This is a genomic window from Brachyspira hyodysenteriae ATCC 27164 (assembly GCF_001676785.2).
Classification (GTDB): Bacteria; Spirochaetota; Brachyspiria; order Brachyspirales; family Brachyspiraceae; genus Brachyspira; species Brachyspira hyodysenteriae.
On sequence record NZ_CP015910.2, the window covers coordinates 1,982,840 to 1,997,437 of the forward strand.

15 protein-coding genes are annotated in these 14,598 nt (G+C 28.1%); 4 read left to right on the forward strand and 11 right to left on the reverse strand.

Annotation, left to right across the window (positions count from 1 at the left end):
• Window positions 1-27: 27 nt before the first annotated feature.
• Window positions 28-2,001, forward strand: coding sequence for a lysozyme inhibitor LprI family protein (locus BHYOB78_RS08670; RefSeq protein WP_065203239.1), 1,974 nt, complete (start codon window positions 28-30; stop codon window positions 1,999-2,001).
• A gap of 81 nt (window positions 2,002-2,082) precedes the next feature.
• Here the strand turns inward: BHYOB78_RS08670 and BHYOB78_RS08675 are convergent, their stop codons facing one another.
• From BHYOB78_RS08675 to BHYOB78_RS13800, 11 genes are all read right to left on the reverse strand, one after another.
• Complete coding sequence (locus BHYOB78_RS08675; protein ID WP_012670399.1) at window positions 2,083-2,502, reverse strand: helix-turn-helix domain-containing protein; 420 nt, start codon at window positions 2,500-2,502, stop codon at window positions 2,083-2,085.
• A 2-nt stretch (window positions 2,503-2,504) separates the two neighbouring features.
• Window positions 2,505-2,792, reverse strand: a complete 288-nt coding sequence (locus tag BHYOB78_RS13785; RefSeq protein ID WP_239650880.1) for a JAB domain-containing protein — start codon at window positions 2,790-2,792, stop codon at window positions 2,505-2,507.
• Window positions 2,765-3,205: a Mov34/MPN/PAD-1 family protein gene (locus BHYOB78_RS13790; RefSeq protein WP_239650881.1), complete on the reverse strand. Its 441-nt coding sequence runs from the start codon at window positions 3,203-3,205 to the stop codon at window positions 2,765-2,767. The genes BHYOB78_RS13785 and BHYOB78_RS13790 overlap by 28 nt, the downstream gene beginning before the upstream one ends.
• Before the next feature lie 322 nt (window positions 3,206-3,527).
• Window positions 3,528-6,017: a ferrous iron transport protein B gene (gene feoB / locus BHYOB78_RS08685; protein ID WP_020063872.1), complete on the reverse strand. Its 2,490-nt coding sequence runs from the start codon at window positions 6,015-6,017 to the stop codon at window positions 3,528-3,530.
• A 146-nt stretch (window positions 6,018-6,163) separates the two neighbouring features.
• On the reverse strand, window positions 6,164-7,021 hold the full coding sequence (locus tag BHYOB78_RS08690; RefSeq protein ID WP_012670402.1) for a DMT family transporter: 858 nt from the start codon (window positions 7,019-7,021) through the stop codon (window positions 6,164-6,166).
• Between the two features lie 174 nt (window positions 7,022-7,195).
• On the reverse strand, window positions 7,196-7,456 hold the full coding sequence (locus BHYOB78_RS08695) for a YkgJ family cysteine cluster protein (protein ID WP_012670403.1): 261 nt from the start codon (window positions 7,454-7,456) through the stop codon (window positions 7,196-7,198).
• The gene (locus BHYOB78_RS08700) at window positions 7,456-8,442 is read right to left on the reverse strand and encodes a hypothetical protein (RefSeq protein WP_012670404.1); all 987 of its coding nucleotides are present in this window, start codon (window positions 8,440-8,442) and stop codon (window positions 7,456-7,458) included. Before BHYOB78_RS08700 ends, BHYOB78_RS08695 begins: the two co-directional genes overlap by 1 nt.
• Before the next feature lie 19 nt (window positions 8,443-8,461).
• On the reverse strand, window positions 8,462-8,995 hold the full coding sequence (locus BHYOB78_RS08705; protein WP_012670405.1) for a hypothetical protein: 534 nt from the start codon (window positions 8,993-8,995) through the stop codon (window positions 8,462-8,464).
• A gap of 2 nt (window positions 8,996-8,997) precedes the next feature.
• Window positions 8,998-9,465 (reverse strand): tellurite resistance TerB family protein, encoded by a 468-nt coding sequence (locus tag BHYOB78_RS08710; RefSeq protein ID WP_012670406.1) that lies wholly within the window; start codon window positions 9,463-9,465, stop codon window positions 8,998-9,000.
• A 31-nt stretch (window positions 9,466-9,496) separates the two neighbouring features.
• A complete protein-coding gene (locus BHYOB78_RS13795) occupies window positions 9,497-10,351 on the reverse strand; it encodes a hypothetical protein (RefSeq protein WP_244269310.1) in 855 nt (284 codons plus the stop codon).
• Between the two features lie 41 nt (window positions 10,352-10,392).
• Entirely contained in the window at window positions 10,393-11,049 is a 657-nt protein-coding gene (locus tag BHYOB78_RS13800) for a hypothetical protein (protein ID WP_244269311.1), read from the reverse strand.
• Window positions 11,050-11,304: 255 nt separating this feature from the next.
• On the opposite strand from BHYOB78_RS13800, the gene BHYOB78_RS08720 reads away from it, so the two are divergent.
• From BHYOB78_RS08720 to BHYOB78_RS08730, 3 genes are all read left to right on the forward strand, one after another.
• Entirely contained in the window at window positions 11,305-12,315 is a 1,011-nt protein-coding gene (locus tag BHYOB78_RS08720; protein ID WP_020063873.1) for an ABC transporter substrate-binding protein, read from the forward strand.
• Window positions 12,316-12,447: 132 nt separating this feature from the next.
• Window positions 12,448-13,458, forward strand: a complete 1,011-nt coding sequence (locus BHYOB78_RS08725) for an ABC transporter substrate-binding protein (protein ID WP_020063874.1) — start codon at window positions 12,448-12,450, stop codon at window positions 13,456-13,458.
• A 34-nt stretch (window positions 13,459-13,492) separates the two neighbouring features.
• Window positions 13,493-14,521 (forward strand): ABC transporter substrate-binding protein, encoded by a 1,029-nt coding sequence (locus tag BHYOB78_RS08730; protein ID WP_065203238.1) that lies wholly within the window; start codon window positions 13,493-13,495, stop codon window positions 14,519-14,521.
• Window positions 14,522-14,598: the final 77 nt, after the last annotated feature.

The following is a 14,598-nucleotide window of genomic DNA, read 5'->3' on the forward strand; positions in this document are numbered from 1 at the left end:
AACAATAATACATACATGGGGTACTATATGAAAAATGTTATTTCTATAATTACAGCATTTATTTTAATGATTGCTATAATTTCATGCGGAGGCGGAAACAAAGAAACAAATCAATCAGAACAAAATACTCAAACTAATCAAACATCACAAAACAACAATGCACAAAATACTCAAACCAATACTTCACAAACAAATAATCAAAAAGAATTCTTTGATATGAAATATGTTTATAAAGGTGTTAGAGTAGATAAAGCTAAATTTGATGAAGAGCTTAAAAATTTAAGAGAAAATAATGAAAAGGCAAAAAGAAATTTCGATTTTCTTAATAGGAAATTTGCAAATGATGATGAAAGAAAAAAATATTCTATAGAGTTTATATCAAATGTTAATTTTAATTATTATCCATTTAGTGAAACATTCAGCAGTTGGGAGATATATAATGAAGATTTGACAGATTATTATGCTGATGAATATTTATATGTAGATCAGAATTTAGCATTAAAAAAGGCAAGAGAAGAATTATTAAAATTAAATAAAAAAGATGCTGATGTTTATTTAGCTTTGTTCTTATCGCATTTTGCTTGCGATTCGCTTTATTATTTTGAAGAAGAAAAAAAGTATTTAACAGAATGGAAAAAAGCAGGCGGAACTAATATATCTATGATAATAGCAAAGTATGATGGTGATAATGCTTACAGCAATAAAATGAAATTAGTTGATTATATAATAGAAGCTCCTGATTCTTTAAGGGCGGAAAAATTAGTTGCTGATGCTTATAACAATGGTTTCTCTAGATATATTGCAAAAAATAATGGATATATAGATTTATTTAATGAAAATAATTATTCTTTAAGTTCAATTGAATTTGGAGGTACAGCTCATATAGCTTCAGTAAATATAGTACCGGAAATACTTAATACAAATATAATAAATAAATATTTAAAAACATATGTTACAAACATACTCAGCAATGATAAATTATATTTTGATGATGCGGAGTATTTTAGAAATTATTATGGAATTGATTTGATGGAGTATTATGACGGATGGAATAGACTTAGTTTTCTTCAGTTTAAGAAAAATACATTCTTAATTGAAAGCACTATGAATGGACCAGTAAATATACATTATTATAATCCTGAGTTTATGAATGATCATATATATGCTTCATTTGAAGAAATAAAAACTTATAATTTCAGACTTGGAGATATAAATAAAGTAGAATCTGCTGAAATTAATTCAATTTCTACAAATGATTTGAAAGATTATACTAAAGGCTCCAAATTTATAAGTTTCGGTAAATTTGATGGAGAAAAATATTTGGAGTATATAGATGAAACAATGGGTTGGCGTATATATTTTCCATCTTTCTTTTTATGCGATATCAATAATGACGGTAAAGAAGAATTAATGCTTTCAGGGGATTATGATTATGGCGGAGGAAGAGGCGGTACAGTGAATTTTACTTTACTTTTGAAAGAGAATTTGGAAGTAGATTTTGATTCAGAAATAGGACAGCTTATTAATAATAAGGATTTTCAGGATTTAAATAGAATTCAAAAAATATATACTGAAGACGGTAAAAATAAAATGTTTTTGTTAAATGAAGCTTCTAGTGAGGCTTTGGATATATTCATTGATAATAATGAAATAAAGAATGCAGATTATTTTAATTATATCACGTATAGTTATCAGCCCAAATTGGAATGGAAAGGAAGTATACTTGACGGAGTACCTGAAGGAGCTTTAAAAACTGATGCGAGCTTTGACATGTCTAAAGCAGAAAATGCATCAGACAAAGCAATAGTGTCCGATAGAACTTTAAGAATGGCTGATAAACTTATAAGCGATGCATATTTTGCTAAAAAGTCTACTTTGGATAAACAAGGTCAGGAAGAATTATTGGAGCAAAGAAGAGCAGAAATAAAAACTATTCAGGAAGCAAAAGGCGATATTAAAGCAATAGAAGCTGAAATGCTTAAGATTTTGAACATACAATAAAATAAATCAATCCCTTATATTTTAATATTAAACTATATTAATAATATAAGGGATTAATTATGCTAAAATATATAAAAAAATTCAATCTATTATATTTTTCAAATCCTTTATTATAGTATCTATATTCGATAACTGCAAAGCAGAATAATTCTTCAATTTATTTGCTATATATAAAAGCTTCTTAGTTTTCTCTATATGATCATAACTAAATAATATGCCTATAGGTACATTTAAAGCATTAGCTATTTTATTTAAATTTGTTATAGATATATTTCTTTTTCCTACCTCAACACTTTGAAGATATTTAGCTGATATTCCTGACATTTCTGCTATTTCAGATATTGTTTTAGTCTGTGATTTTCTTATAGCTCTTATATTATTTCCTACAGAAGATATAAGTTCATCATCATCTCTCAGTCTCTCTTTATTAGCATTATTTTCTTCTTTACTATCACTTAGAATATTATTATAAAAAGGTTTCTTCAAATTCGTAGTAAGCATACTCAAACCTCCGCATTATGTCTGTATTTATCAAACATACCATCTTCTCTAAAACTATAAAAAGAATTGCCAGCAACTATAATATGATCAAGCATTTTTATATCCACCATTAAAAATGCTTTATATAAAACCTTTGTAATTTCAATATCTTCTTTTGAAGGTTTGGATATACCAGATGGGTGATTATGAGATATTATAACATAACTTGCTCCTAGTGATAATGATTTTTCTACTAAATCTCTTGGATATATAGTGGCAGAATCTATTGTGCCTCTGAATATATGATCCATAGATATGAATCTTTTATTACATCTAAACATATAATAGAAAAAGTTTCGAATTTTAATTTTCCTAATTTTATAATAAGATAATTAATTAAATCTTTTTTCTTTATATGAGGAGAAGCAATTTTTAAACTGCTGAGTAAATAATATTCCAAAATAGAAGGAATACTTTTTATCAGATTAATCTTTTTTGAATTAAGACCTTTAACTTTTGACAGTTCCTCTTCTGAAGCATTGACTATATTATGCAGATTGTAGAAATTATAATAAAGCTTTTCTACTATAGTATTCGCCTTATCTAAAGATATGCCATTGGATATAATTGAGGCTAATATTTGCTTTTCATTTGTTATATCGGCATTGGGATTTTCTAAGGCATTACTAAATTTTGTATTATCATTATAAAAATCATTATACATACGCATTTCCTTAATAAATTATAGTATAGCCTTAGTTAAACAAATTATTTTTTAAAAATAAGCCATTTGTTAAAGAAAATAAACAGTATATATTTAACTTTTATAACTTTTTTAAAAAAATTATCATTAATATAAAAAAATTATAATTTTATTTTTTAGTTTTATTAACATGTTGTTTTTAATAGTACTATTTATATTTTATAATATTTGAAATTTACAGACTATTATTCTATTGATCATTGAATATAAAAACGCCCAAGACCTTGCCTAAACAAAGCCTTGGACTAAACACTATATTAAAAAACTATCCTATGGATCAAAACTATATAATACCTGCTATTCTTCCAGCAATCTGATAGAAAGCAAAACTTACTACCCAAGCAACTGTCAGTGTATAAATCATTAAGAAAGGTATCCATTTATTACCTATCTCAGAACCTATAACGCCAATAGAAGCAAAACAAGGGAAATAAAGCAGTACAAAAAGAAGTAATGTATATGCCACTACAGGATTAAATACAGGGTCATTCTGTAATGATTCAGTAAGAACTGTTTCATCTCCATCTTCTATAGATTTAATCTGTGCTATAGTAGAAACTAATACCTCTTTAGCAGCACCTCCAGCAACAAGCCCAATACCTATTCTCCAATCGAAACCTAAAGGCTTTAATACTGGTTCTATAAATGTACCTATCTTACCAGCATAACTATTTCTTAAACCTTCAGAAGCAACTAATCTGTCATATTCAGCAGTGATAACTTCTTCATCATTAGCATCCAATCCTTGACTAACAGCCAATGATTTAGCTTCCTGCATAAGTCTTGCATTATCCTCATCAGTAGGCTTATATTGAGGGAATGTCATTAAAGCCCATATTATAACAGAAGCAGCAAATACATAAGTACCGGCTTTCTTAATATACATCCAGCCTCTGTCAAACATATGTCTTAATACAGCCTTAGCTCTTGGTATTCTATATGGAGGAAGTTCCATTACGAAAGGAGTTTCCTCACCTTTGAAGAATGCTTTTCTGAATATGAATGCCATTATAAATGCCATCAATACACCAATCATATATATACTAAACATCACAGAAGCAGCCATTTTAGGAGCAAAAAAAGCACCTATAAACAATATATAAACAGGAAGTCTTGCACCGCAGCTCATAAATGTTGTAATCAATATTGTAACTACCCTATCCTTTTTACTTCTCAATGTTCTAGCTGCCATAACTGCAGGTATTGTACATCCGAAACCTAAGAAAAGAGGTATGAATGACTGACCATGCAAGCCTAATTTATGCATTATCTTATCCATTAGGAAAGCAGCTCTAGCCATATAACCGCAGTCTTCTAAGAATGAAATTCCTGTGAATAATATCAATACTAATGGTAAGAATGATAGTACTGCCCCTACACCGCCTATAACACCGTCAACAACAACAGACTGTATCAAACTGCCTTCAGGAAGCAAGCTGCCTACAAAACCAGATAATGCCCCTATTCCTGTTTCAAGCCAGCCCTGAGGATAAGCTCCTACAGTAAATGTTACTTTAAATATCAGCCATAATACAACTAAAAATATTGGAAGTCCAAGCCATTTATTCAAAAATATTACATCGGCAGCCTCTGTAAAATTGAATGCCTGTATATTATCTTTATGAACAGCTTCCTGTAAAGCTCCTCTTATATATGAGTATCTTTTATCAGCCATTATAGAATCTGTTTTTGCATTCATAGAAGTTTCTAATTTTATTATCTCTTTATTTAATACTTCTATTACCTCGCCGCCATTATTACATTCTCTTCTTATAGAGTGAATTGCCCTTTCATCTTTTTCTAAAGTTTTAATAGCAAGCCATCTCTTATGAAGCTCGCTTATATCTCCATGCATAGTATCTACAATATTCTTGATAGAGTTTTCTACTTCCTCTCCGTATCTTATAGCAGAATCTCTATGAAGCTTATTTCCGGAAGTATGCATCTTTTCTATTTCATCTAATATTCTTACAACGCTTTCATATTTATTTCCATGAACTTTCATCACAGGGAATTTAAAAAGTTCACTTAAATTCTTTTCATCTATTTTAATACCATTCTTTTCAGCATGCTCATACATATTAAGTACGCATACAATAGGAATACCCAACTCTACAAGCTGTAATGTAAGATAAAGATTTCTTTCTAAATTTGTAGAGTCTATAACATTTATTATAAAATCAGGCTTCTCATTAAGAAGAACATCGCATGCCACTACCTCATCTTGAGAATAAGCACTTAAACTATAAACACCAGGCAAATCTATTAAATCATAAGTGTATCCATTATAAAGCATATTAGCCTGTCTTTTTTCTACTGTTACACCCGGATAATTAGCAACTTTATAATTAGCACCTGTTAAAGCATTGAATATAGTTGTTTTTCCAGAATTCGGATTTCCTGCTAAAGCTATCTTGAATTTAGTATTATTAGAAGGAACTTTTATTTTCTTTGCTATATCAGATTTACTTTCAATTAAAGTATCATCTTCATCTTTCACATCTTTATGTTCTATAGGCTTTAATACTCTTTCCTTTTTTATTTCTACATTTGATTTAGCAACTTCTATTCCATTAGCCTCTGATTTTCTAAGAGAAATTTCATAGTCCATAATATGAACTTGTATAGGATCACCTAAAGGTGCTTTTCTAACTACCCAGCCTTTTGCTCCAGGAGTGAATCCCATTTCTATAATTCTTTGTCTAATCTCACCATCAGTGGCCACTTTATCAACAACAAAACCTTCTTCAATATCTAATTCTGTTAGTTTCATAAATAACTATCTCCTTTATATATTTTACAACAGAAATTAATAGACACTTACAAAGTGTTTGTATATTCTAACATTTAAAATAAAATTGTCAATAGAGTAAAATATATTTTTGTTATTTTATTACACAAAAAGTAACAAATCATCAATTATTTTTTACTTCCTATAACCATACTTATAGTAGAAAGTATTATTAAAATAGAACCTATAATAATATTAATTGTCAGAGACTCTTTATATATAAAAATAGATGCAACAACTGTAGTAGCAGGTTCAAACATGTTAAGTATAGATGCTAAAGAAGAACCCAATCTCTTAACTCCGTAAAGTAAAAGTCCAAGAGAAAATATTGTACATACTAAAGATATTACAGCAAAATTCCAAAACACATATAAATTATTAAGAACTTGTAAAGAACCTGTAAACATTCCAGCTATAAAAAAAGCAATAGATACAAATAAAGACATATAGAAAAGCGAAACCATGGTATCAACTTCAGAAAAGCTGCATTTTTTGTTAGCTATTATATAAGATCCGTAAGTAATAGTAGTTATTAATGCATATATTACCCCTAAAAATGACTCTACTTCTACAACCTGAGTAAGAAGTACTATTCCAACAACAGCAAATATTATAGAAAGAATTTTTAATATATTAGCTTTTTCTTTAAACATAAATATCATCACAAGCAGAACTATAACAGGATATCCAAAATGTATCATATTGCTTAGTCCGGCAGATATATATAATAATGATTGAGATAAAAAGAAGAATGTAAGACCAAGCCCTATTATACTAAATATAAATAATTCTATAAACTGTCTTTTTGTTATTTTAAAACTTTTTTTAGTAACAAGAATAATTATAAATAAAAAAATTGCTGTTAGAAAATATCTGTAAAAAACTATAGAAAGCGAAGAGTAATTATAGGCAATAATATTCTTAACAAAAATAGGAAGAAATCCATAAGCAATAGAGCCTATTATAACTAATAAAATATTTAACATTGAAGTCCTCTATAATAATAAATGTAATAAAATAAATATTTAGAATAAAAATAAGAATAAAAAATCATTTAAATAAATGAAAAAGAAAATTATAACTGCATATGATAACCCTAAAATAATTATAGTTGTTTAATAATATATTATATTTTTAATAAATCAATATAAATAATAGCATTATTTTTTATAATTTTTTTTGAGCTTAATACATACTTCATAATTTAATTTATAAAATTCTTCTTTTGAATAAAAATTAGAATATTTTTTTTGATACATTAAATCCACATTACAAATATCGGGTCTATTGTCATATATAGAGCATTTATTATCTTCTGTTAAATATATACATTCCCCATTGCCATTATCATATTTTTGAAGCTGCGGTACATGTTTAATATTTTTACAGCATATACCGCAGCAATCACAATCAAATTTCATTATAATTTGCAAGTCTCTAATAATCTTGTAGACTCTTCACTAATAGAGCCATTATCTGTTAATATAGGAGTATCTAATATAGCTTTAATAGTCTGAGTCAATTTTATATTGCTTGCCACAACTTTTTTAGCATCTTCACTATATGAGCTATAATCAGTTCCAAACTCATCAATAACTTCTTCTAAATTATCAATAGCTTTACTGTATAATGAATCAACTCTTATAAGAAGTCTTTCAAACATTTGAGCTCTTCTTCTTATAAAATTAGTAGATACTCTTAAAGTTTCAAGCTCTTCTGATATTTTATTTGCTTCAGCTAAATTAGAATATGCATCATCAAGTTTTTTAGAAGAAGCCCCCAAAGTAACAAATCCCATAACAGCAAGAGCAGGACCAGCAACAAGTCCTCCTAAAACAGCCATTCCTCCAGCCATTCCTAATCCTCCTGCTGCCAAAGATCCTCCACCTAAAAATGCTAAAGTAGCATTAGTAGCAGCAACTCCAGATAAACTAGCAATAGCAGTACCTGTTGAAGCAGCTCCAAATGCCATAGTTGCACTATAAGCACCAAAAGCAGCCAAAGCACCAGCACCAACTCCACCTATTCCTCCAGCTAACATGGATGTTACCTGTAAAGAAGATTCTTTTAATTCATCAAAATATGCTTTATCAAATTTTAATTTATTTATCTCATCAATACCTACAGAATCTGATATATCAACATTTTTTAGTTTTTCAAAAGAATCAATAAATCTTTTAATAGAAACATCAAATACATAAATTTTTTCTCTTCCCAAAGCCTCTAAAGAATAGAATGTAGCCTCTCTAGATTTATCCAAATTATCTTTTGCTGTATCTATAGTTGAATTAGCTAAAGCATTAATATCATTAGCTTCACTATTATTCATAAAACCTTTTACTCCTGCACCAACTCCTGCTGCTGCAGTACCTATTGCTATTGCTCCTAAAATAAATGGTATTGGCATATTATTACTCCTTTTGAAATTAACCTATCTCTACTAAATCTCTTATACTTTTATAAACACTTGCATTAGCATATACAAGGTTATCTATTTCTTTACCTACAATATCACTGATTCCAAGTTTATTTTTTAAATATTTAAAATAAGAATTAAATTTTTTATCAGTGGATGTTGTTAAAGTTAATAGTTCAAAATATATAATTTTTTTTAATATATTATCATTTATATTTTCCAAACATTGAGAATACCTGCTCCAAACTTTTTTTACAACTATTTTCTCTTTAAAATCATAATCATTATTTCTTACTATCTCAGATATATACTCTTCCAATTCGCTAATAAAAGACAATAATTCAGATATCTCATATTCATTCAAATTTGATATTTCAGCAATAGATTTTTTTATATTAAAAGATAATACAGAATCTATATCATCTTTATTATAATAATCATAATCTTGCAAAGTAAAATAGTTATTATATATTTTTGAAATAACATACAACTGAGCTATAAATGATTTTTTTATTTCAATATTTTCAATGTAACTTAAATACATAATTATATCCTTTCATTAAAAATAAATTCATTAGTTCTTTCATTTAAAACTAATACGGTATTAATCATATCTTTCATTTCTTCTACTACTGAATTATCAACCTTACATTTTTTAGCTACTGCATTCACAACTTCTTTTTCATAATCATCATATTGGTTATTGCATAAAGCACAGGATATGATTTCAAAAAGAAATTTTTTAGCTTCTTCTTGCCTATAATCAGGATCAAAATTATCATCTATTATTTTTTTAAAACGGGTTATTATTTTTTCTTTTTCTACACCTAATATTTTATTTAAAGTGCTTTCAGGACAAGGTCTGCCGAGCATTTCAAAATATATTAAATCTATTTGCTTTCTCTCATCTTCATCTATCTCATTATCAACAGCCATAAAAGCAGCTAAACTTCTTGCCACTTTCTTTTTTTCATCTTCATCATATATATTTTCACATAATTCAGAAAGAAACATATAATCTCCTTTTTTATATATTTTTTATTATTTAAATTGTTAATGTATCAATATCGCTATTCATAAAATCATCTATTTCTTTAAATGAATTGAATTGTGATTTTTTACCAAGTTTATTTATTATTTTATTATTGCCTTCTATAAATGAGTCTATATCTCCAAGTTCTAAAGCACTATTCATCTGATTTATGGCATCGTTAAAAACAGTAATATGATCTATTAAATATTCAGATATAATACTCTCTAATCTTTCTCTATATTCTCTAATCATTTTTATTGCTTCAGCACATTCAGCTTCTATTCTTAATCTTCTTTCATGAGCAAGTTTTGCTTCTTTAAAAACATTCAATACTTCTTTATAATATGCACTGCTGAAAGCATATCCAACCATACTTCCAACTAAAGCTCCTACAACAGGTATAGGAATAGCTGCCTGAAATGCAACAGCAAACATACTTGATGACATCATTCCAACACCTTTTTCTCCAAGCTCCTCAAAACATTGAACTCCATCTATTTCTCCGCTGAAATATCTTTTGAAAGTTTTTCCTACCTCCAAAGTTGTAGTAACTAACATAGCAGGCAAAGATGTTTTTGATACATTTTGAAGCATAGCATTTTTAGAATTCTGCATAGCTCCTTTTATAACACTTCCTGTAAAAGCTGTACCATAGCTTACAGCTGCAGCTTTACCTGTATCAAGCGCCACATCTTTTATAGCATCTTCAGGCTCCTTATCTCCATTAAAACAAGCCACACAATTTCTTATTATAGATATACCGCCTCCAATGGCAGCACCCATTTTTGCCTGTTCTAAACCAGCTCTATGTCCTAATTTTACAATATCCTTTGCTGTGGAAACTTCTGGGTTTACTCTAGCTTCCATAGATTCATCGCTAGATACTGTACTTTTCCGAATATTTTTACTTATTTTTTCATATTTTTTAGCTTCTTCAATCTTTTTTCTGCTATGTCAAATTTTCCATCTTGTTTTAATCTTTCAGCCTGTTCATAGCATGATTTTGCTTTTGCTTCTGCTTCTATTTTTATACCTTCATATTGTTCTGAAGGCACATCCATAGGAACATCATTATCTAAATATTTTTGATAGTCTTTGGAAGCTAATTTTTGCAATGCACTAGATGAATCATGCCCTACAAATTTCATTTGAGATTGTTCAATAATATTACCATGTTCATCATAAGTAACATGATCGTATAATTGATCATTTACCCTTCCTACATCATCTGTTCTTACAACTCTTTGACCATTTTTATTTATGATATTTTCAGCATTTTTTCTTGCTACATGTTTAACTTCAGCAGAAAATCCAGCCTGCTGTTTTAAATTAGAATATTCATTTTCAGGATTTACTTTATATTGAGAAATATCTTTTAATCCCTTAGTTAATTGTTTACCAGCTTCATTATCAACACCACTATAGGCAACAAAATGTTCTTTTACAGCAGAGCCATATCTATCAACTACTTCAGAAGCAGCATTTCCTAAAATAACATTATCAAAAGATTTTTCTTTGTAGTTTTTATCTTTTTTATCTTTTTTATCTTCATTATCATATAGCATATTATTTCTCCATTAAGCATATTATATAAAAAAATAATAATAAATCAATAAAACAACAAAAAAAATATATAAATACATAAATAAAAAAATTAATCATTTTAATAAATTTATAAGTATATAAAATATTTCTCAATATATTTTAAATACTTATTTTAATAATTTACATATTTAAAAGAAGTATTTTATATTTAGTATTGATTTGCATAAAAATATCTATTATAATAAATATATAATAATAAATTAAGGATTTTTATTGTGAAAAAATATATACTAACCATATTATTTTGTGCTATGTTTTTCTATTCATGTTCTTCAAAAGAATCAAATATTTCAAATGATAATTCACTTGTAATATATTGTCCGCATCCTTTAGACTTTATAAATCCACTTATTGATGATTTTAAAGCTAAAAATCCAGGTATAAATGTTGATGTTATAGCAGCTGGAACAGGGGAACTTATAAAAAGAGTTGAATCTGAAAAAAATAATCCTTTAGGAGATATACTTTGGGGAGGAAGTTTAAATCTTATAAGAAATAAAATAGAACTATTTGAAAATTACACTTCCACTAATGAAGAAAATATCGCTGAAGCATACAAAAACACTGAAGGAGCTTTAACTAGATTTACAACTATGCCTAGTGTTATAATGGTTAATACAAATCTAGCAGGCAATATAAAAATAGAAGGCTATGAAGATTTACTTAATCCTGAATTAAAAGGAAAAATAGCTGCTGCTGATCCTTCTGCTTCTTCATCTGCTTTTGAGCATTTGGTAAATATGCTTTATGCTATGGGAAAAGGAGATCCTGAAAAAGGATGGGATTATGTAAGCAAATTATGTGCTAATTTAGACGGAAAATTATTAAGCGGTTCTTCTGCTGTTTATAAAGGTGTAGCTGACGGTGAATATACTGTTGGTTTAACTTTCGAAGAAGGAGGAGCTAATTATGTGTCATCAGGTTCTCCTGTTAAATTAGTATATATGAAAGAAGGTGTAGTATTTAAAGCAGACGGAATATATATAATAAAGAATGCTAAAAACTTGGAAAATGCTAAAAAATTTGTAGACTATGCTACAAGTTATGATGCACAAAAAACAATTAACGATAACTTAAACAGAAGATCTGTAAGAGTTGATTTACCTTCTTCAACTATACTTCAGTCTGTAGATACTATTAATATAATCAAAGATGATGAAACTGTAGTTGATCAAAACAAACAAAATTGGCTAAACAAATTTAAAGATATTTTTACTAGTATATAATTATTTAATATAATATTTATATTTTGTTCTTTAAAAGATTCTTCATTTTTAATAAAAGATGTACAATATTTTTATGCATCTTTTATTAAAAATATCTAATATTTTCAAATTAACAATTCAAAGGAGTTCATCATGAAAAATTTTATTATTTTCTGTATGTTAATGCTGTCAATGACTTTATTTTATTCATGCTCTTCAGGAGATTCAAAAAATGCTAATTCATTAGTAATATATTGTTCTCATCCATTAGATTTAATGAATACTATTTTGGATGATTTTAAAGCTAAAAATCCTGATATTAATGTTGAAGTGGTTACTGCTGGTACAGGAGAATTATTAAAAAGAGTAGAAGCTGAAAAGATGAATCCATTAGGAGATGTTCTATGGGGAGGAACATTAAACAGTGTTAAATCAAAAACAGATTTATTTGAAAATTACACTTCTACTAATGAAGCAAATATTTTAGATGAATTTAAAAATACAGAAGGACCTTTTACTAGATTTTCAGCAATACCTAGCATATTAATGGTTAATACAAATCTAGCAGGCAATATAAAAATAGAAGGCTACGAAGATTTACTTAATCCTGAATTAAAAGGAAAAATAGCTGCTGCTGATCCTTCTGCTTCTTCATCTGCTTTTGAGCATTTGGTAAATATGCTTTATGCTATGGGAAAAGGCGATCCTGAAAAAGGATGGGATTATGTACAAAAATTATGTGCTAATTTAGATGGTAAATTATTAAGCGGTTCTTCTGCTGTTTATAAAGGTGTAGCTGACGGTGAATATACTGTTGGTTTAACTTATGAAGAACCAGGAATAAGCTATATGTCTTCAGGATCTCCTGTGAAAGTAATATATATGAAAGAAGGTGTTATATCTAAACCTGACGGAGTATATATTATAAAAGGAGGTAAAAATTTAGAAAACGCTAAAAAATTCATAGACTACTGTGTAAGCTTAGATGCTCAAAATATGCTTGTTGAAAAACTTAGCAGAAGATCAATAAGAAGCGATGCTGTTGTTACAGATATGGTAAAACCTATGTCTGAAATATATTCTATTACTGATAATGCTGATGTTGTAGAGGAAAGCCGTCAAAAATGGTTGGATAAATTTAAAGATATTTTTACTAGTATCTAATATTTATAAATAAAAATAAAAAAGGATTGATATCATGAAAAAAATTATTCTAATATGCAGTGTACTATTTCTATCACTTGCACTATTCTATTCTTGTTCTTCAAAAGAATCTGAAACTCAAGGCGGACAAGCTGGTAATTCACTTGTAATATATTGCCCTCAACCATTAGAATTCATAAACCCATTAGTAGATGATTTCAAAGCTAAAAACCCTGGAATAAATGTTGATATTATAGCAGCCGGAGTTGGAGAACTTCTTAAAAGAGTTGAATCTGAAAAAGATAATCCTTTAGGAGATATACTTTGGGGTGGAAGTTTAAATACTGTAAAACCTAAGGTAGAATTATTTGAAAATTACACTACTACTAATGAAGCAAGCATAGCAGATGCATATAAAAATGTTGAAGGTGCTATTACTAGATTCACTGCTATACCAAGTGTTATAATGGTTAATACAAATCTAGCAGGCAATATAAAAATAGAAGGCTATGAAGATTTACTTAATCCTGAATTGAAAGGAAAAATAGCATTTGCTGATCCTTCTGCTTCTTCATCTTCTTTTGAACATTTGGTAAATATGCTTTATGCTATGGGAAACGGTGATCCTGAAAAAGGATGGGATTATATAAGCAAATTATGTGCTAATTTAGACGGTAAATTATTAAGCGGTTCTTCTGCTGTTTATAAAGGTGTAGCTGACGGTGAATATACTGTTGGTTTAACTTTTGAAGAAGGCGGTGCTAATTATGTATCTGCTGGTTCTCCTGTTAAATTAGTATATATGAAAGAAGGTGTTATAATCAAACCAGATGGAATATACATAATAAAGAATGCTAAAAACTTAGAAAATGCTAAAAAGTTTGTAGACTATGCTACAAGCTATGATGCTCAAAAAACAATAAATGATAAATTAAATAGAAGATCTGTAAGAAATGACTTGCCTCCTTCTGCTATACTTCAGTCTGTAGATACTATTAATGTTATTACAGACGATGAAGCTGTAGTTGATCAAAACAAACAAAATTGGCTAAACAAATTTAAAGATATTTTTACTAGTATCTAATAAATAAAAACCACACAAAGAGTATAAATAGTTTTACACTCTTTGTATTATATTAATAAAAAAAGGAAGGAATTATA

Excerpts from the sequence above, each read along its gene's own strand:
- BHYOB78_RS08670 (WP_065203239.1), top strand. The coding sequence starts at position 28 with ATGAAAAATGTTATTTCTATAATTACAGCATTTATTTTAATGATTGCT.
- BHYOB78_RS08675 (WP_012670399.1), bottom strand. The coding sequence starts at position 2,502 with ATGCTTACTACGAATTTGAAGAAACCTTTTTATAATAATATTCTAAGT.
- BHYOB78_RS13785 (WP_239650880.1), bottom strand. The coding sequence starts at position 2,792 with ATGGATCATATATTCAGAGGCACAATAGATTCTGCCACTATATATCCA.
- BHYOB78_RS13790 (WP_239650881.1), bottom strand. The coding sequence starts at position 3,205 with ATGTATAATGATTTTTATAATGATAATACAAAATTTAGTAATGCCTTA.
- feoB (WP_020063872.1), bottom strand. The coding sequence starts at position 6,017 with ATGAAACTAACAGAATTAGATATTGAAGAAGGTTTTGTTGTTGATAAA.
- BHYOB78_RS08690 (WP_012670402.1), bottom strand. The coding sequence starts at position 7,021 with ATGTTAAATATTTTATTAGTTATAATAGGCTCTATTGCTTATGGATTT.
- BHYOB78_RS08695 (WP_012670403.1), bottom strand. The coding sequence starts at position 7,456 with ATGAAATTTGATTGTGATTGCTGCGGTATATGCTGTAAAAATATTAAA.
- BHYOB78_RS08700 (WP_012670404.1), bottom strand. The coding sequence starts at position 8,442 with ATGCCAATACCATTTATTTTAGGAGCAATAGCAATAGGTACTGCAGCA.
- BHYOB78_RS08705 (WP_012670405.1), bottom strand. The coding sequence starts at position 8,995 with ATGTATTTAAGTTACATTGAAAATATTGAAATAAAAAAATCATTTATA.
- BHYOB78_RS08710 (WP_012670406.1), bottom strand. The coding sequence starts at position 9,465 with ATGTTTCTTTCTGAATTATGTGAAAATATATATGATGAAGATGAAAAA.
- BHYOB78_RS13795 (WP_244269310.1), bottom strand. The coding sequence starts at position 10,351 with ATGGAAGCTAGAGTAAACCCAGAAGTTTCCACAGCAAAGGATATTGTA.
- BHYOB78_RS13800 (WP_244269311.1), bottom strand. The coding sequence starts at position 11,049 with ATGCTATATGATAATGAAGATAAAAAAGATAAAAAAGATAAAAACTAC.
- BHYOB78_RS08725 (WP_020063874.1), top strand. The coding sequence starts at position 12,448 with ATGAAAAATTTTATTATTTTCTGTATGTTAATGCTGTCAATGACTTTA.
- BHYOB78_RS08730 (WP_065203238.1), top strand. The coding sequence starts at position 13,493 with ATGAAAAAAATTATTCTAATATGCAGTGTACTATTTCTATCACTTGCA.